Genomic DNA, 23,922 nt, shown 5'->3' with positions numbered 1-23,922 from the left:
AGGGATAAACGTGTCTACTGCTACAGCCTCAGTTGGACAGCGCATCAAGACCGCCCGCCGCCAGCGCGGCATCTCCCAGGCGGAACTTGCCCACCCCGAACTGTCGGACAGCTACGTCTCACTCATCGAGAGCGGCAAGCGGACCGCGACGCCCGCGGTCCTGGAACTGCTGGCCGAGAAACTCGAATGCTCCCTGTCATACCTGCTCAGCGGCGTGACAGCCGAGCAGCAGGAGGAGCTCGAACACAACCTGAGGCACGCCCGGCAGGCGCTGGACAGCGGCAGCGCGGCCGAGGCGCGCACCCGCTACGCCGCGCTGCTGGCCGACGACACGCTGGCCAGCTTCCCCCACATGCGCCAGGCCGCCGAACTCGGCCTGGCCGACGCGCTGCAGAGCTGCGGCGACCTCGACGAGGCCGTCGTGCTGCTGACCCGGGTACGGCAGCGCGACGCGGCGCAGATGCCCGTCGAACTGTATGCGAGCATCACCTGCGCGCTGGCCGGCTGCCAGCGCCGGCGGGGCGACCTGACGGCGGCCGTGCAGGTGGCCGAGCAGCTCCTGGCCGGCGTGCGGCGGCCGGTCTGGAGCGAGGAGCTCATCCGGCTGGGCGCCGAGCTGCTCATCGCCTACGCCGAACGCGGCGATCTGCTGCGGGGCCGCCAGTTCCGCGGCGAGCTGCTGGCGGCCGCCGACCGCCTCGGCACCGCCGCGGCGCTCACCGTGGCGCACCAGGCGGCCGCGGTCCTGGCGGTGGAGACCGGACGCGGCGACGAGGCGCTGGCCCATGTCGAGCGGGCCATCGCCGCCCAGGCCGAGCTCGGCGACGCCGACCGGCTGGAGCGGCTGCACGGCGCCTACGCCCGGATCGCGCTCGGCGTGCAGCCCGCGGAGGCGGAGAAGTGGTACCGGCGGCTGGCCGGGGCGCACGCCGAGCTGACCGCCAGATCCGCCACCGCGGCGGAGGCGGCCGACTGCACGGCGAACCTGATCCGCGCCGAGCTGCTGCTGGGCTCCGCCGAAGGGGCCAAGGAGCACCTGACGGCGCTGCTGGAGCAGATCGAGGGCCTGCCGCGCAATCTCCAGGCCGACGTCCACCTGCTGGCCGGGCAGGCGATGGCCGACCTGGGACGGCGGCGCGAGGCGGTGCACGAGCTGGCCGCGGTGGCCGCCTGGCTGGAGGAGGCGCCGGCCACCCGGCCGACCGCGCGGGCCTGGCTCACCGTCGCCCAGACGCTGCAGGCGCTCGGCGAGCCCGCCCACAGCGTCGCGGCCTACCAGCGGGCGCTGGCCTGCATCGGGCTGTGACCGCGGCCGGCTGACCGTGGCCGGGGCGGAGCGTGCCGTCGGCGTCGCCACCGGGGTTCACGGCGCGGCTGCGGGCTCTCGGCCGGACGGAGCGACCGGACGGAGCGACCGGACGGAGCGACCGGGCGCCCGGACACGGCGGTGGATCGGCGTGGTCCGCCGCCGTATCCGGCGGAGGGTGTCAGGCGTCGAGAACCGCGAGGTCGAGCCGGCTGAGGCGATCCGGCTCCGCGATCACGTCGATCTCGGTGACCGCGCCCTCGACGATCGTGAAGCTGAGCACCAGGCGCAGCCGGCCGCCGGGGGCCATCGCGAGTCCGACCGCCCCGTCGATCGCCACCGGCCCGGTGAACCAGGCCCGTTCCATGGCGGCCATCGCGCCCTTGGCCACGGGGTGGGCGCCGCGGACCACGACGGGTTCGAGCGCGGGGATGACCATCTTGTCGGCCCGGAGCACCACGTCGGGGTGGAGCAGGGCGACCAGCGCCTCGAAGTCCCCGCCGCGGGTGGCGGCCAGGAAGGCGTCGACGACCCGACGCCGGCGGGTCAGGTCGGCGCCGGGCGCCGGGGCGGCCCCTTTGACCCGGCGGCGGGCGCGGCTCGCGAGCTGCCTGGTCGCCTCCGGCGACCGCTCGAGCATCGGGGCGATCTCGTCGAAGGGCACGGCGAACATGTCGTGCAGCACGAAGGCGAGCCGCTCGGCCGGCGTCAGCGTGTCGAGCACCACCAGCAGCGCCACCCCGACCGAGTCGGCCATCAACGCCTCCCGCTCGGGATCGTCCCCGGACTCGGGACCGAGGGCCGGGTCGGACACCCGCGCGTCGATAGGCTCCTCGCGCCGATGCTCGCGCGAGCGCAGCATGTTCAGGCACACGCGCGCCACCACCGTGGTCAGCCAGGCGCCGAGGTTCTCCACGCCGCCGATGTCGGCGCGGCTGAGTCTCAACCAGGCTTCCTGCACGGCGTCATCGGCCTCGCTGAGCGAGCCGAGCATCCGGTAGGCCACCGCTCGCAGCTGGGGCCGGTGCTCCTCGAAACGCTCTGTCAGCCATTCGCTTCCGTCCACCGTGTCACATTCCTTCGTCGCCGGGGTTCATCGCAGTAGATGTGCAGAACACCAGCCGAAGGTATCGGGAGCCCGGCTCCCGGACCGGACGAGGTGCCGGGGAGGCCACGGGCGGCGCCGGCCGTCGGCGGTCCTAGCCCGAGCAGAGCTGGGCGCGCAGGGTCTCGCCCGCCCAGCGCTCCCAGCGCTCACGCGGCCAGCCGCGCTCCCGCACGAACAGCAGGTACAGCTCGGGGCTGAGCAGGCCGTACAGCAGATCGGCGGCCTCCTCCACCGACATCTCCGCCCGTGCGCCCGGCTTGCCGACCAGTGCCTCGGCCGCCCCTCGCTGGACGACGTAACGCGGATCGACGTCGTGCGGCCACAGGGCGGCGACCTCGGGGTCGCTCGCGGAGGCGCCCTCCAGCACCCTGCCGATCGGCGCGACCCGTTCCAGGACCGATGTCGTGCCGGCGACGTAGGCGCGCAGCATGTCCTGCGCGGTGTCGGCGGCCAGCGCCGCGGCGTACCACGGCCGGTCCATCGTGGCCACCGGCTCGTCGTCACCCGCGATCGTGACATCGACCAGCTCCTTCAGCAGGGCGCGCTTGTTGCCGAAGACGAAGTAGATCGTCTGCACCGCGACTCCGGCCTTGTCGGCGACGTCCTGGAGATTCGTCGCGCCGTATCCGTCCCGCACGAACAGCTCCATTGCCGCCGCGAGGATGCGCCGTCGCGTCTCCTTCGCCTTCTGCGCCCGCTTGTTCGTCCGCTTGACATCACTCATGGCTAGAGTCTATCTCTAGATTCAATTGCTAGAAGTCAACTCTAGAGAGAAGGTCCAATCATGTCGGTCATCAGCGTCACCCGATTCCAGGCCGATCCCGCCGACGCCGAGCAGGTCCGGGCCCGGCACGCCGCTCTGGTCTCCGCGACCAGGGCCACGCTGTCCGGCCTCACCGAGGCGCGCCTCGGCCGGCTCGGCGACGAGACGTGGGTCGGCGTCTGGCGCTGGGATTCGGCCGCCAGCCTGCGGGCGGCCCGCCAGGCACTGCCCGGCACCGCCGCGGCCGTCGCGGCGTTCGCGGTGGCCCGCGAGGTCACCGCGGAGGACATCGAGGTTCTCGACGAGCTCTGACCGCCCGCCCCGGCCCCGGAACCCGGGGCCGGGGTCCCCGAATCGAGGAGATGACATGATCGAGATCGACGCGTTGACGAAGGTGTACGGCTCGGCGCAGGTCCGGGCGGTCGACGAGGTGTCCCTGCGCATCGGCGCCGGATCGGTGTTCGGCTTCCTGGGGCCCAACGGCGCGGGCAAGACCACCACCATCAAGATGCTGGCCGGCCTGCTGACCCCCACCTCGGGCCGGGTCCGGCTGGGCGGCTTCGACGTGGCCCGGCAGCGCTCGGCCGCGATGGCGCAGTTCGGCGCCCTGCTGGAAGGCTCGCGCAACGTCTACTGGAGCCTGTCGGCCTGGCAGAACCTGATGTACTTCGGCAGGCTCAAAGGGCTGCGCAAGCACCGGGTCGCCGAGCGCGCCCAGAACCTGCTGACCGACCTCGGCCTGTGGGAACGGCGCCACGACAAGGTCGGCGGCTTCTCGCGCGGCATGCAGCAGAAGGTCGCCATCGCCACCGCCCTGATCGCCGACCCGCCGATCGTGCTGCTGGACGAGCCGACGCTCGGCCTCGACGTCGAGGCCACCCGCACCGTCAAGAACTGGATCGCCGAGCAGGCCCGCGAGCTCGGCACCACCGTCCTGCTCACCACGCACCAGCTCGACGTGGCCCAGGAGCTGTGCGACCGGGTGGCCGTCATGCGCCAGGGACGGCTGGTGGCCGACCTGCCCACCCGTGACCTGCTGGACGGCTTCCGCGAACGGGATCGGTACGAGATCCGCGTCGAGGGCGAGGCGCCGCCGGGGTTCGACGGCGTCACACGCGAGGGCGTCACCACGATCAGCGTACGGGTGAGCGACCCGCGCGAGGTGTACGGCGTGGTCGAGCGGCTGCGCGCCCAAGGGGCCGTCCTGGAATCGCTGACCCAGGTGCGGCCCGACCTGGAGGATGTGTTCCTCGCGCTGGTGAGCGAGCCGTCCCATGCTTGACGTCCTGCGCGCCGAGATCGGCAAGGGCCTGCGGGTGCAGCTCGCCCACCCGGCAGGTCATGTGATCACGCTGCTGATCAGCACCATGATGTACCTCGGCCTGCAGTTCGTCCTGGGCCAGGGCGAGCTCCGCCAGGACCTGCTGCCGCAGACCCTGGTCGCGATCGGCGGCTACTGGTTCCTGCAGTACGCCGCCCTGGTGATGGTGGCCGACCTCATCGAGGAGAAACGCGCCGGCACCTTCGCCCAGGCCCAGATGACCACGGCGCCGCCGTGGCTGCCGATGCTCGGCCGGCTGATCACCGCCTCGGTGTTCGGGCTGGCGGTGGCCGCCGTCGCCTCCCTCGTCCCGATGCTGGTGGCCGGGATCTCGATCCCGCTGCGCTGGACGGCGCTGGTGCCCGTCCTGCTCCTGGGGGTCGATGTGCTGGCCTTCACCTTCCTGCTGGCCGCCCTCGCCCTGGTCTCCCCGATGATCGGCGCCCTGCAGTCGCTGTTCGCCTCGCTGGTGCTGCTGCTCAACGGCTCGTTCCTGCCGCTGGCCCTCTATCCCGACTGGCTGGCCGCGGTGGCCAGGCTCCTGCCCACCACGCTGGGCATCGAGGCGACCACCCAGACGCTGTTCGAGGGCCGGACCCTGGCCGAGGTCTGGAGCGGCGGCACCCTGCCCTGGCTGATCGCCCACACCCTCGTGCTCACCGCCGTCAGCGGCCTGCTGTTCGTCCGCAACCACCGCCGAGCCCTGCAGGAGTCCTCGTGACCTTCGCCCGCGGATTCGCCGCAGAGGTCCGCAAGGGCCTGCTCAACCTCGCCGCCGGATGGCGCGAAACCCTCATCCAGATGATCACGTTTCCGCTGTTCTACCTGCTCATCGTGCTGTTCATGGGACGCGGGCAGCTCCGTGCCGAGCTGCTGCTACCGGTGCTGCTCGGCATGATGGCGCTGACCTTCATCCATGAGCAGGTCAACCGGGTGTTCTGGAGCTATCTGGGCGACATCCAGTCCGGCGTGCTGGAACAGACCTACCTGACCCCGCTGCCCTCGGCCGCGAGCATCCTCGGCCGCCAGGTCGCCGCCGTGATCTCGGCCCTGCCCACCGCGCTGGCCGTCCTGGCCACCGGCGCCACCGCCATCATCCTCCAGGGCGGGCGGGTGCCCTTCGACGCGCAGGTGATCGTGCCGCTGGCCGCCATCGCGGTGGGCACCTGCGGGCTGGCTCTCATCCTGTGCGGGCTGACTCTGGTGTTCAAGCGCATCGAGATCGTCACGCAACTGTCCGTGGCCGTCTACGCCATCGCCGGCGGCACCCTGGTCCCCCTGGCCGCCATGCCCGACCCCGTCGCCCTCCTCAGCCGGCTGGTGGTCCCCATCGCGCCCGGCATCGAGGCCATGCGCGACATCCTGCTCGGCGGGCATTCCCTCGCCGCCCTCCCGACCGGCTTGGGCCTCGGCTGGCTGCTGGTCCAGCCGCTGCTCATCACGGCCGTCGGGGTGGTCCTGTTCAACCGGCTCGAACACCTCGCCCGACACCGCGGCACCCTCGGCCGCTACTAGGCCGGGGACCTGAACGGAGAAGGAGAACAACCGACGTGAACGCGTTCCTGTGGGTACTGCAGGCCGTCCTGGCCGCCGTCTTCGGCCTGACCGGGATCATGCACGCCACTCAGCCCAAGGAGAGATTGCGCCCCATGGCGCCCTGGGTGGACGACTTCACCCTCACCCGGATCCGTCTGATCGGCGCGGCTGAACTTCTCGGCGCCCTCGGACTGCTCCTGCCCGCCCTCGCCGGCATCGCCTCGATCCTCACTCCGGTGGCCGCCACCGGCCTGGCCATCACCATGCTCGGCGCCGTCGCCACCCACGCCCGCCGCAAGGAGCCGGCGGCCATCGCCGTCAACGTGGTGCTGCTCGTGCCGGCCGCGGTCATCGCCTGGGGACGCTTCGGCCCCTACGCCTTCTGACCACCTGAACATTCCGAGGGCCGTCCCCGCGGGCGGAAGGCGCGTCGGCGCCGGACGGCCCGCCGGGGAGAGCCCAGAACCGGGAGATCACCAATGACAACGGAGAGCGTGCCCCTGCGCCCCGTCGGCCACCTCGTGGGCGGTCGCGGCGAGATGTACGAAGACGACTGGCACGACGTGCGATCCGTGATCCGGCTGGACGGCGAGTCCTTCACCGCCTCGGCGGTGCTCGGCCTGGAGCACTTCTCCCATCTGGAGGTCGTGTTCCTCTTCGACCGGATCGCCCCGGCCGCGGTGCACAGCGAGCCCCGTCCCCCAAGAGGGAATCCGCAGGCGGCGCCGGTGGGGATCTTCGCCCACCGCGGGCCGTACCGCCCCAACCGCCTCGGCGTCTCCCGGTGCCGGCTGCTCGCCGTGGACGGCCTGGACCTGCACGTCGCCGACCTGGACGCGCTGTCGGGCTCACCGATCCTGGATGTGAAGCCCTACCTGGCCGAGTTCGCCCCCCGGACGCCGGTCACCCAGCCGGCCTGGGCCACCGAGCTCATGAGCCGCTATTACTGAGGCTCCCTCGGACCGCTTGCCGTAGGACTCCTCTCCGGACCCGGGGCCTTCGCGGGACGTCCCCGGAGGTCGCCGGGATGGAGCCGGCCCCCGAGCCGGCCGCCGGCGGCACCCAGGACTACGGGGACGCGGCGGCGAGGATGGATTCGCCGGCCGAGGTGCGGGCGTACAGGACCGAACGGCCGGCCCGGTGGGCGCTGACCAGGCCCGCGTCGCGCAGCGCGGTGAGGTACTGGGACACCCCGGCCGGGGAGAGACCGGTCCGCTGGGCCAGCTCGGTGGTGGAGGCCGGGGCGTCCAGTTCGGCCAGCAGCAGGGTGCGCGAGCGGCCGAGCACGGCGGCGAGGGCGCCGGTGCCGGTGGTGGGCCGGGGTTCCCACAACGAGCCGATGCCGCGCGCCGGATAGGCGAGTTGCGGTGGGTCCGGCAGGGTCACCCGGGTGAGCGGGCCCGGTCCGGTGAAGGCCGAGGGGATCAGCAGCAGCCCTGCGCCCGACGTCTTCCGGGACAGGGTCCGCTGTCGGCGGAGGAGCCGTAGCGTGTCGTCGTCCCAGCTCACCGAGGCGTGCAGATCGTTGAAGAGGTGGCCCGCGCCGTGCTCGGCGACCTGCCGGGCCCGGTGGAAGAGGTCGGCGTCGAGCACGGCCCGGATCCGCGCCCAGTAGGGGGCGAGCGCCAGCTCCCAGTAGGTCTCGATCTCTTCCGCGATCCGGGGCAGGTGGGCCTGCGGCTCGGCGTACAGGCTCCGCGAGCGGGGAACGAGCCGCCCCTGCTCGCGCCTCAGGCGGTCGAGGTCCTGGCGTACTTGGTCGACGGGAGCGGCCTGGATCCCGGCCAGCTCCTCCGCCAGCGTGGGGGCCGGCCCGGCGGGGGCCGGGTTGAGGAAGTCGGGGACGTAGCCCGAGGGCAGGATCAGCCCCGCGAGCCAGCCCCGGTCCAGTCCGGCCGCCGTCACCCGTGGCCGTACCTGTTCGAGCCAGAGGCGGTGCACGGGATGCGCGGAGCCGGAGCGCAGCAGCCGGAAGCTGGTCCCGACCTCCCACATCGGTGAGACGGCGAACCGCATCTGCGCCAGATCGCTCGCCGAGAAGGCCAGCTCCGCCAGGAGGACCACTCCCCAGAATTCAGACATGCGTTAATCAATGGCGGCCACCCTACAGCGTGGAGACCATTCGGGCATGACTTCAGAGACGATCACCGCGGCGGCGTCAGGCACCTGGAAGCTCGGCGACCTGGCGGTCAACCGGCTCGGTTTCGGCGCGATGCGTCTGACGCAGCTCGGCGGGGCGTTCGCGGCAGACGCGGTCGCGAGCGACCGTGGCCGGGCGATCAGCGTGCTGCGCCGCGCGGTCGAGCTCGGTGTGAACCACATCGACACCGCCGCGTTCTACTTCTCACCGCTGCGCTCCGCCAACGAGCTGATCAATCAGGCGCTGGCCCCCTACCCGGATGATCTCGTCATCACCACCAAGGTCGGACCGGGCCGGAGTCCGTCGGGTGAGTGGCTGCCCCATGCCACCCCCGAGCAACTGCGCGGCCAGGTCGAGGAGAACCTGCGCCAGCTCGGCCGTGACCACCTCGACGTGGTGAACCTGCGCATCCTCGGAACCGGTTCGATCGCCGAGCGTTTCGGCGCACTGGCCCAGCTCCGCGACGCCGGGCTCATCCGCCACCTGGGCATCTCCAACGTCCGCCCCGAACACCTCGCCGAGGCCCAGGCCATCGCGCCGGTGGTCTGCGTGCAGAACCGGTACGGCATCGGCGTGGCGCCCGAGCAGGACGGGTTCCTGCGCACCTGCGGCGAGCATGGTGTCGCGTTCGTACCGTTCTACTCGATCGCCGGCACCGGGGGCGAGAGGGGCGCGAGCGGTGCCGACGGCGACGAGGTGCTCGCCGTCGCGCGCGCGCACGGCGCGAGCCCGGCGCAGGTCCGGCTGGCGTGGACGCTGCACCGCGGACCCCATGTGCTGGCCATCCCCGGTACCGGCGACCCGGATCACCTGGTCGCGAACGTGGCCGCCGGCGCACTGCGCCTCTCCGAGGACGCACTGGCCACCCTGGACTCCCTCCACCGGGGCGGAGCGTGAGAATCCGGCCACCGCTGCCCGCCCGGCGTCTCGTCCGTGGGGAGCGTCAGCCGCCGGTGCAGGCGGCGAGGCGCGGAGCGACCTCCTGTGTTGGTCAACATAGAATAAGATTGCCAGCACAGAGGGAGGTGGCGTGACAACACGACGAGAACAGACCAGTCACGAGAGCCGCGAACTGATCCTCACGGCGGCGGCGGAGCTGTTCGCGGAGAAGGGCTACCGGCAGACCACGTTCGCCGACGTGGCCGAGCGGTCACAGATCAGCAGGGGCTCGATCCCGTGGCACTTCGGCAGCAAGGAGGGCCTGCTGCTGGCCGTGCTCGAACGCTCGGTGGACCTGATCCGCAGCGGGTTCCCCGAGGACCCCGGGGCGGGGGCGGCGAGCTTCGACCACCTGCGGCAGGGCGCCGACGCGCTCATGCGGCTGCCCACCTCGAAGCTCTTCGTCACGCTCCTGGTGGAGGCGCTGGAGCCCGGCTCGCCGATCCACGGCCGCTACGTCGAGATCCACAACACGTTGCGCGAGCACTGCAGGAGGTGGCTGGAGCGCCTCCCGCTGCCCCCGGGCACCTCCGCCGAGACGCTGGCCGTCACCATGGTGGGCGCGGTGATAGGCATCCACCAGCAGTGGCTCCTCGCACCCGACCGCATTGACCCGATGGAGGCGGTCGCCCCCCTGTGGCTGCTGGTGACCGGCGCGCCGCCGCGGCCGTCCCCGTAGCCGGCCGAGCGCCCGTTCGAGTGCCGCCGCCTCCGCACCGCCGCGACCGCGCCGCTCCTCCCCCGCCCGCCCGGTTTTCACCCTCCTGATCCCGGCGCGCACGCCGAGGCGTTCCTCGACGAGGCCGAGGCCCCGGCCCGGGCCCGGCCCGGCAGCGAGCGGACCGGGCCCGGGCCCTCTCCCCCAAGGCGCGGCGGGGCCGTCAGTATCCGATGATCGTGGATCGGCGTACGGGGGTGGCACTCATCCGCACCAGCCCCGCGGCGAGGGCTTTCTGACACAGCGCGCCCAACTGGACGATCGTGGGGGGATAGCCGGTGTGATTCATGCGCGCCGCGACCAGATCGGGCCGGATCACGGCCGAGTCCACCACGCCCTGCCCGTATCCGAGGAGGAAGGCGCGCAGGTGACCAGGTGTCCCGGGCAGCCCGTCACGCCGCAACGTCGCCTCGATGTCGTCCATCTCCTGGGCGATGGCCTGCGACAGCGCGGGCTCGGCTGCGGCCTTGGCGAGAATCTCCCGCCCGTAGTGGTGGTAGAGATGCTCAAGCGACGGGCCGGTCAGACTCCGGGTCATCCAGCGTGCTTTATGCCGTCGCATCGCCTGCGCCAGACGCAGTATCGCAACTGTCATGTCTACGTAGACGCCGGCCGCGGCCCCGATGACGGCCCGACACCTCAATCGTTATCACACAGCGTTGGCCACCTTCGACGCGGAGACCGACGGGACGGCCGCGGTCCGTGACGCCCCGGCCCTGCCGTGACTCCCCCTCTCAGGCTCGGTTGCCGTCGCCGACCGGATGTTTCGTCGTGGGATGGGCGCGCAGGTGGGCGCGTTCGCCCTGCTTGCCGAACAGGCTGAGGAACTCGACCGGTTCGGCACCGGTGGTGCCGAACCAGTGAGGTACGCGGGTGTCGAACTCGGCCGCTTCGCCGGGTGAGAGCACCAGATCGTGTTCACCGAGGACGAGCCGTAGCCGTCCGTTGAGGACGTAGAGCCATTCGTAGCCCTCGTGGGTCTGCAGCTCGGGTTCCCTGCGGCGGCTGTCGGCCGAGATCACGAGCTTGTACGCCTGGATGCCGCCGGCCCGGCGGGTCAGGGGCAGCATGGTCATGCCGTTCCGGGCGATCGGGCGCAGGTGGATGCGTGGATCTCCGGTGGGTGGGGCGTCGACGAGTTCGTCGAGCGTGACGCCGTGGGCTCTGGCCAGGGGGAGCAGCAGTTCGAGGGTCGGCCGGCGGGCGCCGGACTCCAGCCGGGACAGGGTGCTCACCGAGATGCCGGTCGCCGCCGAAAGGTCGGCCAGCGTGGTTTCGCGCTGCTGGCGCAGCGCGCGTAGCCGGGGTCCGACCGCGGTGAGCGCCTGGTCGAGGTCGTGGTCCATGCCACCAGTTTGCCAGATCGGCAATAGATTTTGCGAAAACGGCCGATGGGCCCGCATCCTCGTCGTGGAGGTGGTCACGGTGACCGATCAGCTGAGGAACAGCTATGACGTGATGGTGTTCGGCGGAGGTGCTGCGGGGTTGAGCGGGGCGCTGACGCTGGCTCGGGCACGGCGGTCGGTGGTGGTGATCGACGCGGGCGCCCCGCGCAACGCCCCGGCGGCCGGCGTGCACGGGCTGCTGGCCCGGGAGGGGATCCGGCCGGCCGAGTTGCTGGAGCGCGGCCGGGCCGAGGTCCGCCACTACGGCGGTCACCTGGTGGCCGGGGAGGTCGCCACGGCGGGCCGGGAGGCCGAGGGGTTCACCGCGGCGCTGGCCGACGGCCGGACGGTCCGTGCGCGCCGACTGCTGGTGGCCACCGGGCTGGCCGACGAACTGCCGGACATACCTGGATTGCGGGCCCGATGGGGCCGGGACGTGCTGCACTGCCCGTACTGCCACGGTTGGGAGGTCCGTGACCAGGCCATCGGCGTGCTGGCGGGCGGGCCGATGGCGGTGCACCGGGCGTTGCTGTTCCGGCAGTGGAGCGCCGATGTCACGTTCTTCTCCCACACCATGCCGCCGCCGACCGACGAGGAGGCGGAGCAACTGGCCGCCCGCGGCATCAGCGTGGTGGAGGGCGAGGTGGCGTCCCTGGAGATCGTCGAGGACCGCCTGGCGGGGGTGCGGCTGAGCGACGGCACGGTGGTCAGCCGCGAGGCGCTGGCGGTCTCGCCGCGGATGGCGGCGCGCGCCGGCTTCCTGGCGGCGCTCGGACTACGGCCGGCGGAACACCCGTCGGGGGCCGGTGAGCACATCCCCTCCGACGCGACCGGCCGTACCGAGGTGCCCGGGGTGTGGGTCGCGGGCAACGTCACCGATCTGCTCGCCCAGGTCGGTGCCGCCGCGGCGGCGGGCGCTGCCGCGGCGGCCCAGATCAACGCCGACCTGGTCGCCGAGGACACCCGGCAGGCGGTCGACGCCTACCGGGCCCGTTCTCGGCCGAGTCCGGAACGCGGGTCGGCGGACTGGTGACGGGCGAGCGCCGCCACGGCCGGTGAACCAAGGAGGCCGGCCGCGGAGCACGATCACTCCGTTCAAGGTGGGGCGCCGATAATGGGGCGGTGTCCAGTTGGGAAGCGGCCAAGCGGCGGATGTACGACGTGTTCGGGCACGTCCCGAGACCCGAGCACGCGGACGGCTGTTCACACTGCGTCGCGCCGGGTGAGGATCGGCCCCTCCTGGCAGGACCGGTCGGGTCGATCGAGGCCGCGGCGCTGGCCCGCTACGCCGCCAAGGCCCTCAACACCTGGGGCGGTGTCGCCGAGTTCCGCTACTTTCTGCCGCGCCTGCTCGAATGCGCGGCCGCGGACGACTTCGGCTATCCCGATCCCGAGATCGTCTTCGGCAAGCTCGCCTCCGCCGACTGGCGGGTCTGGCCGGAGGAGGAGCGCGACGCCGTAGCGGGGTTCCTGGGCGAGTGGTGGCACGAGACGCTGCGCCGTCATCCCGTCCGCCCCTCGATCGACACGGTGGTGTGCGCCCTGGCCGCCACCGGCATGGATCTCGCGCCCTGCCTGGAGATCTGGAGCAGGCTCGACACCGACGCCGCGATCAACCACCTGCACGACTTCGTGCTGACCGGACTGTCGGGCAAGCGCCTGACCAACGCCTTCTGGGACCGCCACAGCCCCGCCTACCAGCAGACTCTCACCTGGCTCACCGGCGGGCCGGCCGCTGCCGCCGTCGAGGCCGCCTTCGCCGCGCAGACGCGGGAGCCCCTGCTCGAACTGCTCGCCGAGATCCACCCGGCCCTGCTCCCGCCGCATGGGGATGGCTGAACATCCCCATGGAGGTTTTCGAGGGCCCGGAGATGACCGTTCTCCGGGGGTGAAGCGGCCCTGCGCCCGGCCCGGCAGGAGGATCCCGGCACAGGTGAGCGGGCAGCCCCTCCCCCGCCCCGGCGAGGGGCCGGTTCCACGGCGGGAGAGGCCGGGGTGAGCGTGGCGCGCGGCGGCCCGACCCGGGGGAACTGCGGGAGACTGGGCAGGTGACAATCGAGAACGCCCGTCCAGGTCCGCCGGAGACCAGCCCTTCCATCGTGCTGCTCACGCTGGCGCACCGGATCGAGTCCGAGCTCGGCGCCGCCCTCGCACCGCTCGGGTTGACGGTCAGCAGGTTCGGCCTGCTCGGGCACATCTCCGGCGTGCCCGGCGCATCGTTCAGCGATCTGGCGCGGATGTCCGGGATCACCGTCCAGAGCGTCCATACGGCGGTGAAGGCGCTGTCCGGCGCCGGGCTCGTCCGTGACAACACCGCCCGCGCCGGGTCCGCCTCGACCATCGAGATCACGCCGGAGGGCGCGCGTCTGATGCGGGAGGCGATGAAGGCCGTGGCCGGAGTCGACGAGCGGCTGTTCGGCCCGGACGCCGACCCGATCCAGCGCCAGGTCGCCGACGCCGTACACGCCGCGTTCGAGGGTCGCCCCCGGCTCTGACCTGACGGGCGGGACGCCCCGGACGGCGAGGGCGCCACGCCTCCTCTCGCAACCTTCAGGCACACTGAAGCATCTGTTAAGCTTCAGCATGCCTGAAGGTTGCGAGAGGAGAACCTGTGGAAGGTCTGCTGCTGTCCGTGCACGTACTCGCCGGCATCGTGTTCGTCGGAGGCTCGGCCGTCGCGACGAGCCTGTTCCCCCGCTACGCCCCGGTCACCACGGAGGCCGCGACGGGCCCGGCCACCGCGGGAGCACCCGTCGACCCCCAGCCGCCGGCCTCGGGAGACCGCAACCGGGCCGTCGCCGTCGCACTGCACCGCATCACCCGCGGCTATGGCCTCTTCGGCATCGCCGTACCCGTCGCGGGAATCACTCTGGCCCTCGTCCAGGGCCGGATGGGCGAGATCTGGATCACCGTCTCCATGGTCCTCACCGCCGGCGCGGGCGGGCTGCTCGCCCTGCACATCTGTCCGCGCCAGCGCGACGCCCTCGCCGACCCCGACGACGGCAGGCGGCTGCGCACCCTGAGCATGCTCGCCGGAATCTACAACCTGCTGTGGGCGACCGTCGTGGTCCTCATGATCGTCCGCCCGGGAGCGTACACGTGAGCGTCATCCCGGCACGTGAACCGGACAGCCCGCGTCGCGCCCGGAAACGGCCGGGCGACGCCTCGGCTCCGGCGCGTCCTCGACGGCCCGCGGCAGGCGGACTCCCGCGACGCCGCCGTCCCGGGCGGATCTCCGGCGCGCCCGCCGGTGGCGACGACGAGCGCGTCACCGCCGACCCGGCCGCCGGCGTGCCCGGCGGGTGCCGGCGGCGGACGCCGCGGAGCGACCGCGGACCGGTCCCGCCGGGTTGTCGTTGTCTAGAAGCCGGCGTCTACTCGTAGCAGCACAGACCGCCGCCGTTGAAGGACGAGGGCGGCGCGAGCGTGATCGACGGCTGCCCGGCCGGTCGGAGGCCCTCCGATCCACGATCGGCTGTGGCCGCGCCCGTCGCCCCGAGGGCAGCGGTCAACGCAGCAGCCGTGACGGCGATTCCGGCCAGTACACGCCTTCTCACAGATACCTCCATGACACCTTATGGAACTTCGAGAGGATTGTCTCCTGTGCCGCCGGTATGACACAACGCCCGAATACGAATACCGGTTCGGCTTTGGTGCAGAGAGAGCCCGCGACGTTAAGATGCGCTGTTGAGATGATCCACATCAGGGATGGATTCACATCCTGTGGCGGCATCCAGGGAGTGCGACGTGAGCGGCACGGACGTAGGCGGGCGCCTGCAGGCGCTGCGCAAGCAACGCGGCATGACCATAGCGCAGGTCGCGGAGCCGGGACTGCGCGAAGAGGACGTGGCGGCGATCGAAGGCGGCATGCGGGACGCGAGCGCGCCGGAGATACGGGCTCTGGCCGACCGGCTCGGCTGCTCAGCCGCCGAGCTCGGACACGGCATCACCGACCGGTACGTGACGGCTCTGCACACCCGGGTGGCCCAGGCGGAGGCGGCCCTGCGCCAGGGCGAGATCGAGACGGCCGGCGAGGAGCTCGCCCGGCTGATCGCCGAACCGGCGCTCCGCTACCTGCCCGACACACGCAGACGCGTCGGCTACGGCTACGCCCTGGCGCTGGAGGCCGCCGACAACCGGCCCGCCGCGATCGAGCAGCTGACGGTCATGCTGCAGGAGGCGTGCTCCGACCACGCCGAGACGACGGCCGCGCTGGCCGGCCTGGAGGCGCAGCTGCGCGAGCAGCGCATCTCGATCGCCCTGGCCCTGTGCCGGTGCCACCGGGAGGTCGGCGAGCTGCAGGCCGCCGTACGGGTCGGCGAGGAGGCCCTGGAGCGGGAGACGCTGTCGGGGTGGACCGACCGGCTGGTGGAGCTCGCCTCGACCCTGCTGGCCGCCTACGTCGAGCGCGGCGACCGGGAGCGGATGGCGCACTTCTCCACCGAGCTGCTGGACGAGGCCGACCGGATCGGATCGCCTCGCGCGATCGTGGCGGCTTCGTGGAACAGCGCGGTGGTGGCGCGCATCCTCGGCGACCCGCTGGAGGCCGACATGCTGAGCAACCGCGCCCTCCGCGTGCAGGGGGAACTGGACGACGGGCTGGCGATGGGCCGGCTGCGGATGTGCATGGCCCAGTACGACCTGCGGCACGGGCCGCAGGACGTCGAGCGGGTCGGCCGGATGCTCACCGACGCCCACGCCGAGCTGGTGGCGGCCGCGGCGCATCCGAGCGACGTCATCTCCTGCCTGCTCGCGCTGGCACGCCTCGACCTGCTGCGCGAGGAGCCGCAGGCGGCCCTGGAGCGCGCACTGGCGACGGTGGAGCAGGCGGCGGGCATGGTGGGGCCGGTGGCGGTGGAGGCACACGAGCTGCTGGCGGAGGTCTACCGGGCGCTGGGCCGCCTGGAGGAGGCGGCGCTCGCCCAGACCGCGGCCGCGCAGGCGCTGGAGAGGATGACGGCGCTGTGGCGGGCTTCGGCGGCCTGGATGGTCGTCGCCGACCTCCACGGCGACGCGGGCGAGGTCGACCAGGGACGGGCGGCGCTGGAGCAGGCGCTGATGTGCGCGGCACTGTAGACGGAGCAAGCGCTGATGTGCGCGGCGCTGTGGACACCCGCTGCGCTGGAGCGGGCGCCGACGTGCGCGGCGCTGTGGACACCCGCTGCGCTGGAGCGGGCGCCGATGTGCGCGGCGCTGTGGACACCCCGGGTCGCCCCTCCTGACGGGACGGGCCGCCGGGCCGCTCCGCGTGCCCTGACGGTACGGGCCGCCGGGTCACTCCGCGTGCTGCGCCGCCCGGCCGGCCGGGCGGCCCGACCGCTCCGCGTGGCGCGACGTCCGAGCGGCCCCCAGGACCCGGCGGCGGGCGTGGCATGCCCCCGGGCCGGGGCGGGTCCGCGACCGGCCGCCGGGGCGGGTCCGGAACCGGCCACCGGGGCGGCCTCCTTCCCGGAGAGGCCGCCGCCGTACTGAACAGGCACTGTGCGATAAATCTGTAATTCGCTGCCAAACTGTGAAATTCACATTATTGACCAGATTATTGACGACTCAGCCTGGAAGGCGTCAAATGCCTCTCAGTCCCACCATTACCAGCGAGCCTCTCCGCCCGGCCGTTCACCATCGCAGCGCGCGGCATGCGTGAACGTGCTGACGAGTCTCGCGTCCAGGCAATTCGACGGACCACGACCACCCCACAGAAGAAATCGTGGCCGTCGCTCAGCAGAAGGAGCATTGCGTGAAGCGCACTGTTGCGTTTGCGCTGGTGGCCACGGCGACAAGCATGGCCGTGGCACTGTCCCCCGCATCGGCCGGAGCCACCGGACTGACCGTCCGCGCCCCGTCGATCGCCCCTCCCGACTCCCCCGCACAGGCCGCCGACCGCCTGGTCCAGGCCGAGCCCGCCCTCCTCCAGTCCTCGGCCAAGGACCGTTTCCAGCGCCGTGACGCCATCCCGGGCAAGGGAGGGCTCACCTACGTCTCCTACACCCGCACCTACTCCGGCCTGCCCGTCTACGGCGGTGACTTCGTCGTCGTCACCAACGCCAGTGGCGGCGTGCTGAGCACGTCGATCGCCCAGACCGAGACGCTGAACGTCGACACCACCCCGAAGGTGGCGGCGGACAAGGCCGCGGAGATCGCCAAGGGCCAGATCAGCGACGCCGCCGAGGTCTCCACGCCGAAGCTGTCGGTGATGGCCCAGGGGGCCGGGCGGCTGGCCTACGAGGTCGTCGTGAGCGGCGCGGACAAGGGCCGCGAGAGCAAGATGCACGTCTTCGTCGACGCGCTGACCGGCGAGGTCGCCGAGAAGTCGGACGAGGTCATGGCCGGTCAGGGATCGAGCTACTACAACGGCCCGGTCACCATCGGCACCACGTCCGGCACGCCGTACTCCATGACCGACCCGGTCCGTACGGGCGTCCGCTGCGGCGGCCAGAACGGCAGCGCCTACACCGGCCCCGACGACAACTGGGGCAACGGCTCGGGCACCGACCTGGAGACCGCCTGCGTGGACGCCCTCCACGCGGCGGGCAAGGAATGGGACATGCTGAGCGCCTGGCTCGGCCGCAGCGGGTTCAACGGCACCGGCGGCGGCTTCCCCGCCAGGGTCGGCCTCTCCGACGTCAACGCCTACTGGAACGGCAGCTACACCAACTTCGGCCGCTCGCAGGACAGCCAGCGCCAGGCGACCCCGATGGACGTGGTGGCCCACGAGTACGGCCACGCCATCTTCCAGACCACGCCCGGCGGCTCGACCGGCAGCAACGAGAAGGGCGGGCTCAACGAGTCCACCGGTGACATCTTCGGCGCGCTGACCGAGTACTACGCCAACGAGCCGGCCCAGTACGACCCGCCGGACTTCAGCGTGGGCGAGGAGGTCAACCTGGTCGGCAGCGGACCGATCCGCTACATGCACAAGCCGTCGCAGATCTCCGGCCACCCCGACTGCTACTCCGCCTCGGTGCCGAACATGGAGGTGCACGCGGGAGCGGGCGTCCAGAACCACTGGTTCTACCTGCTCGCCCAGGGCACGAACCCGACCGACGGCCAGCCGGTCAGCCCGACCTGCAACGGCTCCACCCTCACCGGGATCGGCATCCAGAAGGCCGGCCAGATCTTCATGGGCGCGCTGAACCGCAAGACCTCGACCTGGACCCACTCGCTCGTCCGCAAGGCCTCGCTGGAGGCGGCGATCCAGCTGTTCCCCGGCTCCTGCACCGAGTTCAACGCGACCAAGGCGGCCTGGACCGCGGTCAGCGTCCCGGCCGCGACGAACGAGCCCACCGCGTGCTCGACGGGCCCCGACTTCTCTCTGACGCTCAACCCGGCGTCCGCGACCGTGCAGCCCGGCCAGCAGGCGACCACGACGGTCGGCACGCAGACGACCTCGGGCACCGCGCAGAGCGTGACGTTCTCGGCCTCCGGCCTGCCCTCGGGCGCGACCGCCGCCTTCGTCCCGCCGTCGGTGACCTCCGGCGCCTCCTCCACCCTGACGGTCTCGGTCCCGGCGGGCACCGCCTCCGGCACCTACAACGTGATCGTCACAGGTGACGGGACCAGCGTGGACAGGACGGCCACGTTCACCCTGAACGTCGGCGGCAGCGGTCCGTGCGCCGGCAGGCAGCACACCTACACCGGCACCCTCTCCTCGGGTGCCAGCGTCTACCAGCCGAGCACCTCCGGCTTCCAGACCACCACGTCGGGAACGCACACGGCCTGCCTGGACGGCCCGAACGGCACCGACTTCGACCTGTACCTGCAGAAGCGCAACAGCTTGGGCACCTGGACCACCGTGGCCAGCGGCACCTCGGCCAACCCGGATGAGTCCTTCACCTACAGCGGCACCGCCGGCTTCTACCGCTACCGCGTCCACGCCTACAGCGGCAGCGGCACCTACACCCTGGGCTACGACGCCCCGTAACGCGAAAGGACCACCGCTCCACAGGCCCCGGCTCCGCACCTCGGAGCCGGGGCCGCCCCGTGTCCGCCCCCGTACCCACCCCTCGCCCCGGGCGGGGCCGGGGGCACCGGAGGGTGCAGGCCGGCCGATGATCGGGCGGGCCGGCATGAGCCCACAACGCCATTAATCCATATGTGAGGAAAATAGATCCCGAAATGTAATAAGGCCATGATTCAACAGCATTTACTAAATGCAAGTCGCGCTGCCGGACGGCGGTTGACAGATCCATTCCGGCGACCGTCCCGGCCGCCGCACGAGACCATTCGGAGCCCCGCCCCGGCCGGCCGGGGACCGGCGGCGGCGCCGGGTGCGCGACCCGGACGGTCGGGCCGGGCGATAGCGTGATCCGGCCGGCTCCACCACGACCGGCGAGACCCCCGGTTCCGCGTCACAGGTGATGGTGTGAGATTTCGTGTACTCGGTCCGCTGACCGCGCTCTCCGACGGCCGGGAGGTGCCGCTCGGAGGCAACAAGCTCCGCGTGGCACTGGCCGGACTGCTGCTGCGCCCCGGGGAGACCGTCCCCGTCTCGCGGCTGGCCGCGTGGCTGTGGGAGGGCGGGCCGGAGGACCCCGACCGGGCGAAGGCCACCATCCACACCTACGTCAACAGGCTGCGGCACCAGCTCGGGCGGGACGTCATCCGCACCGTCCAGGACGGCTACCGGGCCGAGGTCGACGCCGGCTCGCTGGATCTGCTCCGCTTCCGCGAGCTGGCCGGCTCCGGACGGCGGGCCTCCGCCGCCGGTGACCTGGGCACGGCCTCGCGCGTGCTGTCGGAGGCCATCGCGCTGTGGCGGGGTCCGGTGCTGTCCAACGTGGACTCCGCGTCCCTCCTGCGGGACGAGGCCGAGCCGCTGACCGAGGAGCTGCTGCGCGTCCAGGAGCAGTGGCTGGACGTCGGCCTGCAGACCGGCCTGCACGCGGAGCTGGTGGTCACGCTGCGGGAGCTGACCCGCGCGCACCCGCTGCGGGAGCCGTTCTGGGAGCGTCTGATGCTCTCCCTCCACCGCAGCGGACGCCACGCCGAGGCCCTGCAGGCCTACCACGCGCTGAGCACGATGCTGGCCGAGGAGCTGGGCATCGACCCGGGCCCCTCGCTGCGCGCCACCTACCAGGCGATCCTGACCGACGACCCGTCCGTCGGCCCGCCCGAGGCGGTGCGGGCGGATCCGCGCGAGGAGGCGTCGTCCGGCCCGGTCCCCCGGCAGCTCCGCCCGGACATGCCGGGATTCGCCGGACGCCGGGGCGAGCTGGCGGAGCTCGACCTGCTGCTGGACGACTCCTCGTCCCCGGCCCGGAGCGGCCCCAAGATCGTTTCACTGCAGGGCACCGCCGGATCCGGCAAGACCGCCCTGGCCATCCACTGGGCGCACCGGATCCGTGACCGCTTCCCCGACGGCCAGCTCTACCTCGACCTGCACGGCTACGGCCCGGAGCCGCCCCTCGATCCGGCGGCGGCGCTGGAGACGCTGCTGCGCGCCCTGGGCACCCCGGCCGGCCGGATACCCGCCGGGCTGGAGGAGCGCTCGGCCCTGTTCCGGACGCTGCTGGCCGGCCGGCGCATCCTCGTGCTGCTCGACAACGCCGGCAGCAGCGAGCAGATCCGCCCGCTGATGCCCGGTTCCGGCGGCATGGCCGTCGTCACCAGCCGCAACCAGTTACGCGGCCTCGTCGTCGAGTACGGCGCGCGGCGCGTCGTGCTGGACCAGATGCCCTCGGGGGAGGCGGTCGAGCTGCTGGCGGAGGTCCTCGGCCGGGACCGTGTCGCCTCGGCGCCGGAGGCCGTCGCCGAGATCGTGGAACGGTGCGCCCGCCTGCCGCTGGCGCTGCGCATCTTCGCCGAGCGCGCGGCGCGCTTCCCAGGCGTCCCGCTCGGCAGGCTCGTCGCCGACCTGCGCGACGAGCGGACCCGGCTGACGGCGCTCGACACCGGCGACGGGGACCACACCGACCTGAGGATGGTCTTCTCCTGGACCTACGGCGCCCTGGACCCTGATTCCGCGCGGCTGTTCCGACTGCTCGGCCTGCATCCGGGGCCGGAGGTCAGCACGGGGGCGGCCGCCGCCCTGACCGGCGGCGACCTGGCCGGCGTCACGCGGCTGCTCGACCGGCTCACCGCCGACCACCTGCTCAGGTCCCGCTTCCCGGGGCGCTACGACTTCCACGACCTGCTGCGCAGCTACGCCGCGGAACGGGCCCACGAGGGAGGGCGAGAGGACCGGGACGCCGCGCTCGGCCGCGTCATGGACTGGTACCTGCACGCGGCCCGCAACGCCGCCGAGCACCTGCCGCCGGTGGGGCGGGCGTTCTCGGCCGGTCCCGTGCCGGACGGCCTCGCGCTGCCGGAGTTCGACGGCCCCGAGGAGGCCGTCGGCTGGTACGAGGAGGAGCTGCCCAACCTCATGGCGGCGGCCCACTACGCGGCGTCGCGGGGATGGCACGGGCCCGCCTGGCGCATCCCCCGGATGCTGGCGTCGTTCTTCGACTTCCACGTGCCGGGCACGGCATGGGCCGCCGTGTACCGCACCGCGGTGGAGGCGAGCAGGGCCGCGGGCGAGCCGTACGAGGAGGGATCCGCCCTCAACCATCTGGGCTGGGTCAACGCCCGGCTCGGCCGCCTCGGCGAGGCCGTCGGCCACTACGACGAGGCACTGGCGGTGGCCCGCCGCATCGGGGATCGGGATCTGGAGGGGGACGTGCTGGTCAACCTCGGCGCCGCCTACTTCCGGCTCGGCCGGCTGGAGGAGTCGACCGGCTGCTACGGGCAGGCGCTCGCCATCGCGCGCGACAGCGGCGACCGGCACCTGGAGGCCGAGGCGCTCAACGACGTCGCGCACAACGACAACGAGCTGGGCCGCCACGCCGAGGCGCTGGCCGGCGCGCACACGGCGCTCGGCATCTACACCGGCCTCGACGACCGCTACCGCCGGGGCGAGGCGCTGCGCGCCCTCGGCGCCGCCCACGCCGGGCTGGGGCGCCCCGGCGAGGCCGCGGGCCTGTTCCTCGACGCGCTGGAGCTGATGCGGGAGTTCGAGGACCGCCGCGGTGAGGCCGACGTCCTGAGCCGGCTGGGCGACGCCCTGCACGGCTCGGGTGACCTCGGCGGCGCCCAGGAGCGCTGGCGGGAGGCCGCCGAGATCCTCACCGAGCTCGACGACGAGCGGGCCGATGCCCTACGGCGGCGCCTGGCGGAGACCGGCCCCCGTTCCCCGGTCCCGGCCGGAACCGAGGAGGGGCGGCGCTGACGCTCCGTCGGGTCCGCCCGGGCGGACCCGACGGCCGGGAACGCCGGGCTCGCCGATAGGGTGGGTGGTGGTGTGCCGGGAAGTCTGGTCGGCGACGGTTGACCCGACCCCGGAAGGAAGCGCCCGTGACCGCCAACCCGCCTCGCCTGTTCAGCCGCGGCTCGTGGCCCGAGGCCCGCCGCATCGCCGACATCCTCCGCAAGGAGACCATCGGCGGGGCTCTGCTGCTGGCCGGGGCGGTGCTGGCGATGGTCTGGGCGAACTCGCCGTGGTCGGGCTCCTACGAGGCGCTGCGCGCGGTGCGGGTCGGGCCCGCGGCGCTGCATCTGGATCTGGACCTGGCGGCCTGGGCCGCCGACGGCCTTCTGGCGATCTTCTTCTTCGTCGCCGGGCTGGAGCTCAAACGCGAGTTCGTCGCCGGTGACCTGCGCGATGTGCGCCGGGCCGCGGTACCGGTCGCGGCCGCCCTCGGCGGCGTGATCGTCCCCGCCGTGCTGTACCTGGCGGTCGTCCTCGGCGCCGGCGGGGGCGGGGCGAAGGGGTGGGCCATCCCCACCGCCACCGACATCGCGTTCGCGCTGGCCGTGCTCGCGGTCATCGGCCGGTATCTGCCGTCGGCGCTGCGCACGTTCCTGCTCACCTTGGCCGTGGTCGACGACCTGCTGGCCATCGCGATCATCGCCGTGTTCTACACCGCGCACCTGTCCCCGCTGCCGCTGCTGGGCGCGCTGGTGCCGCTGGCGGCCTTCACCTGGCTGGTCCAGCGGCGGGTGCGCTCGTGGTGGCTGCTGCTGCCGCTGGCCGCCGCCGTCTGGGCGCTGGTGCACGCCTCCGGGGTGCACGCCACCGTCGCCGGTGTGCTGCTGGGCTTCGCCGTACCGGTCGCCCGCAGCGAGCAGGCCGGCGGCCCGCAGGCCGGTCCCGGCCTGGCCGAGCACTTCGAGCACCGCTTCCGGCCGATCTCGGCCGGGGTGGCCGTCCCGGTCTTCGCCTTCCTGTCGGCCGGCGTCGCCCTGGGCGGCCCGAGCGGGCCGGCCACCGCGCTGGCCGACCCGGTCGCGATCGGCGTCGTCGCGGGGCTCATCGTCGGCAAACCCATCGGGATCATGGCCGCCACCTGGCTGGTGGCCCGCTTCACCCGTGCCGACCTGGACGAGAACCTGGCCTGGGTCGATGTCGCCGGACTGGCGGTCCTGGGGGGCATCGGGTTCACCGTGTCCCTGCTCGTCGGGGAGCTGGCCTTCGGAGCCGGCACCGGCCGCGGCGAGCACGTCAAGGTGGCGGTCCTGACCGGCTCCCTGCTCGCGGCGCTGGCCGCGACGGTGATCCTCCGCGTGCGCAACCGCGCCTACCGGCGCATCCACGAGATCGAGACCGCCGATCGCGACCACGACAGCATCCCCGACGTCTACCAGGACGACCAGCCCGTCAACGACCGCTGAACCCGGACCCGGCGGCGTCCCCGTTCGACGGCCCGGCCGTCACCAGCGTGACCACCGGAGC

22 protein-coding genes are annotated in these 23,922 nt (G+C 72.6%); 17 read left to right on the top strand and 5 right to left on the bottom strand.

Features of this window, described 5'->3' with window-relative positions; genetic code table 11:
• The first annotated feature begins 10 nt into the window (after positions 1-10).
• Entirely contained in the window at positions 11-1,306 is a 1,296-nt protein-coding gene (locus J2S55_RS34175) for a helix-turn-helix domain-containing protein (protein ID WP_306869396.1), read from the top strand.
• A gap of 181 nt (positions 1,307-1,487) precedes the next feature.
• On the opposite strand, the gene J2S55_RS34170 is transcribed toward J2S55_RS34175, so the two are convergent.
• Positions 1,488-2,372, bottom strand: a complete 885-nt coding sequence (locus tag J2S55_RS34170) for a sigma-70 family RNA polymerase sigma factor (RefSeq protein ID WP_306869395.1) — start codon at positions 2,370-2,372, stop codon at positions 1,488-1,490.
• 133 nt (positions 2,373-2,505) lie between these two features.
• On the bottom strand, positions 2,506-3,138 hold the full coding sequence (locus J2S55_RS34165; protein WP_306869394.1) for a TetR/AcrR family transcriptional regulator: 633 nt from the start codon (positions 3,136-3,138) through the stop codon (positions 2,506-2,508).
• A gap of 60 nt (positions 3,139-3,198) precedes the next feature.
• Between J2S55_RS34165 and J2S55_RS34160 the strand changes: the two genes are divergently transcribed.
• The 6 genes from J2S55_RS34160 (at position 3,199) to J2S55_RS34135 (ending at position 6,984) form a co-directional block, all read left to right on the top strand.
• Entirely contained in the window at positions 3,199-3,489 is a 291-nt protein-coding gene (locus J2S55_RS34160) for an antibiotic biosynthesis monooxygenase (protein WP_306869393.1), read from the top strand.
• Between the two features lie 55 nt (positions 3,490-3,544).
• Complete coding sequence (locus J2S55_RS34155) at positions 3,545-4,459, top strand: ABC transporter ATP-binding protein (RefSeq protein ID WP_306869391.1); 915 nt, start codon at positions 3,545-3,547, stop codon at positions 4,457-4,459.
• Positions 4,452-5,219, top strand: a complete 768-nt coding sequence (locus tag J2S55_RS34150) for an ABC transporter permease (RefSeq protein WP_306869389.1) — start codon at positions 4,452-4,454, stop codon at positions 5,217-5,219. Before J2S55_RS34155 ends, J2S55_RS34150 begins: the two co-directional genes overlap by 8 nt.
• The gene (locus tag J2S55_RS34145; protein WP_306869388.1) at positions 5,216-6,013 is read left to right on the top strand and encodes an ABC transporter permease; all 798 of its coding nucleotides are present in this window, start codon (positions 5,216-5,218) and stop codon (positions 6,011-6,013) included. Before J2S55_RS34150 ends, J2S55_RS34145 begins: the two co-directional genes overlap by 4 nt.
• Before the next feature lie 35 nt (positions 6,014-6,048).
• Complete coding sequence (locus J2S55_RS34140; RefSeq protein WP_306869384.1) at positions 6,049-6,420, top strand: DoxX family protein; 372 nt, start codon at positions 6,049-6,051, stop codon at positions 6,418-6,420.
• 93 nt (positions 6,421-6,513) lie between these two features.
• Positions 6,514-6,984: an SAM-dependent methyltransferase gene (locus tag J2S55_RS34135; RefSeq protein ID WP_306869381.1), complete on the top strand. Its 471-nt coding sequence runs from the start codon at positions 6,514-6,516 to the stop codon at positions 6,982-6,984.
• Positions 6,985-7,102: 118 nt separating this feature from the next.
• Here the strand turns inward: J2S55_RS34135 and J2S55_RS34130 are convergent, their stop codons facing one another.
• Positions 7,103-8,116, bottom strand: a complete 1,014-nt coding sequence (locus J2S55_RS34130) for an ArsR/SmtB family transcription factor (RefSeq protein WP_306869379.1) — start codon at positions 8,114-8,116, stop codon at positions 7,103-7,105.
• 46 nt (positions 8,117-8,162) lie between these two features.
• On the opposite strand from J2S55_RS34130, the gene J2S55_RS34125 reads away from it, so the two are divergent.
• Both J2S55_RS34125 and J2S55_RS34120 read left to right on the top strand, forming a co-directional pair.
• The gene (locus tag J2S55_RS34125; protein WP_306869376.1) at positions 8,163-9,071 is read left to right on the top strand and encodes an aldo/keto reductase; all 909 of its coding nucleotides are present in this window, start codon (positions 8,163-8,165) and stop codon (positions 9,069-9,071) included.
• 133 nt (positions 9,072-9,204) lie between these two features.
• The gene (locus J2S55_RS34120) at positions 9,205-9,792 is read left to right on the top strand and encodes a TetR/AcrR family transcriptional regulator (RefSeq protein WP_306869372.1); all 588 of its coding nucleotides are present in this window, start codon (positions 9,205-9,207) and stop codon (positions 9,790-9,792) included.
• Positions 9,793-9,994: 202 nt separating this feature from the next.
• On the opposite strand, the gene J2S55_RS34115 is transcribed toward J2S55_RS34120, so the two are convergent.
• On the bottom strand, positions 9,995-10,369 hold the full coding sequence (locus J2S55_RS34115) for a hypothetical protein (RefSeq protein WP_306869369.1): 375 nt from the start codon (positions 10,367-10,369) through the stop codon (positions 9,995-9,997).
• Positions 10,370-10,565: 196 nt separating this feature from the next.
• Positions 10,566-11,177: a helix-turn-helix domain-containing protein gene (locus J2S55_RS34110; protein ID WP_306869367.1), complete on the bottom strand. Its 612-nt coding sequence runs from the start codon at positions 11,175-11,177 to the stop codon at positions 10,566-10,568.
• Positions 11,178-11,256: 79 nt separating this feature from the next.
• On the opposite strand from J2S55_RS34110, the gene J2S55_RS34105 reads away from it, so the two are divergent.
• From J2S55_RS34105 to nhaA, 8 genes are all read left to right on the top strand, one after another.
• Entirely contained in the window at positions 11,257-12,249 is a 993-nt protein-coding gene (locus J2S55_RS34105) for an NAD(P)/FAD-dependent oxidoreductase (RefSeq protein ID WP_306869364.1), read from the top strand.
• Between the two features lie 89 nt (positions 12,250-12,338).
• The gene (locus tag J2S55_RS34100) at positions 12,339-13,055 is read left to right on the top strand and encodes a hypothetical protein (RefSeq protein WP_306869362.1); all 717 of its coding nucleotides are present in this window, start codon (positions 12,339-12,341) and stop codon (positions 13,053-13,055) included.
• A 209-nt stretch (positions 13,056-13,264) separates the two neighbouring features.
• Positions 13,265-13,711 (top strand): MarR family winged helix-turn-helix transcriptional regulator, encoded by a 447-nt coding sequence (locus J2S55_RS34095; protein ID WP_306869359.1) that lies wholly within the window; start codon positions 13,265-13,267, stop codon positions 13,709-13,711.
• A 116-nt stretch (positions 13,712-13,827) separates the two neighbouring features.
• Positions 13,828-14,319 (top strand): hypothetical protein, encoded by a 492-nt coding sequence (locus tag J2S55_RS34090; protein WP_306869356.1) that lies wholly within the window; start codon positions 13,828-13,830, stop codon positions 14,317-14,319.
• 644 nt (positions 14,320-14,963) lie between these two features.
• Positions 14,964-16,292, top strand: a complete 1,329-nt coding sequence (locus tag J2S55_RS34085) for a helix-turn-helix domain-containing protein (RefSeq protein ID WP_306869353.1) — start codon at positions 14,964-14,966, stop codon at positions 16,290-16,292.
• Positions 16,293-16,950: 658 nt separating this feature from the next.
• The gene (locus J2S55_RS34080) at positions 16,951-19,134 is read left to right on the top strand and encodes a M4 family metallopeptidase (protein ID WP_306869350.1); all 2,184 of its coding nucleotides are present in this window, start codon (positions 16,951-16,953) and stop codon (positions 19,132-19,134) included.
• A 441-nt stretch (positions 19,135-19,575) separates the two neighbouring features.
• Entirely contained in the window at positions 19,576-22,419 is a 2,844-nt protein-coding gene (locus J2S55_RS34075; protein WP_306869348.1) for an AfsR/SARP family transcriptional regulator, read from the top strand.
• A gap of 125 nt (positions 22,420-22,544) precedes the next feature.
• Positions 22,545-23,861 (top strand): Na+/H+ antiporter NhaA, encoded by a 1,317-nt coding sequence (gene nhaA, locus J2S55_RS34070; protein WP_306869346.1) that lies wholly within the window; start codon positions 22,545-22,547, stop codon positions 23,859-23,861.
• Positions 23,862-23,922 lie beyond the last annotated feature (61 nt).

The sequence above is a fragment of the Streptosporangium brasiliense genome (assembly GCF_030811595.1).
Taxonomy (GTDB): domain Bacteria; phylum Actinomycetota; class Actinomycetes; order Streptosporangiales; family Streptosporangiaceae; genus Streptosporangium; species Streptosporangium brasiliense.
The sequence above is the reverse complement of the archived record's forward strand: the minus strand, read 5'-3'. Positions and strand labels throughout refer to the sequence as shown.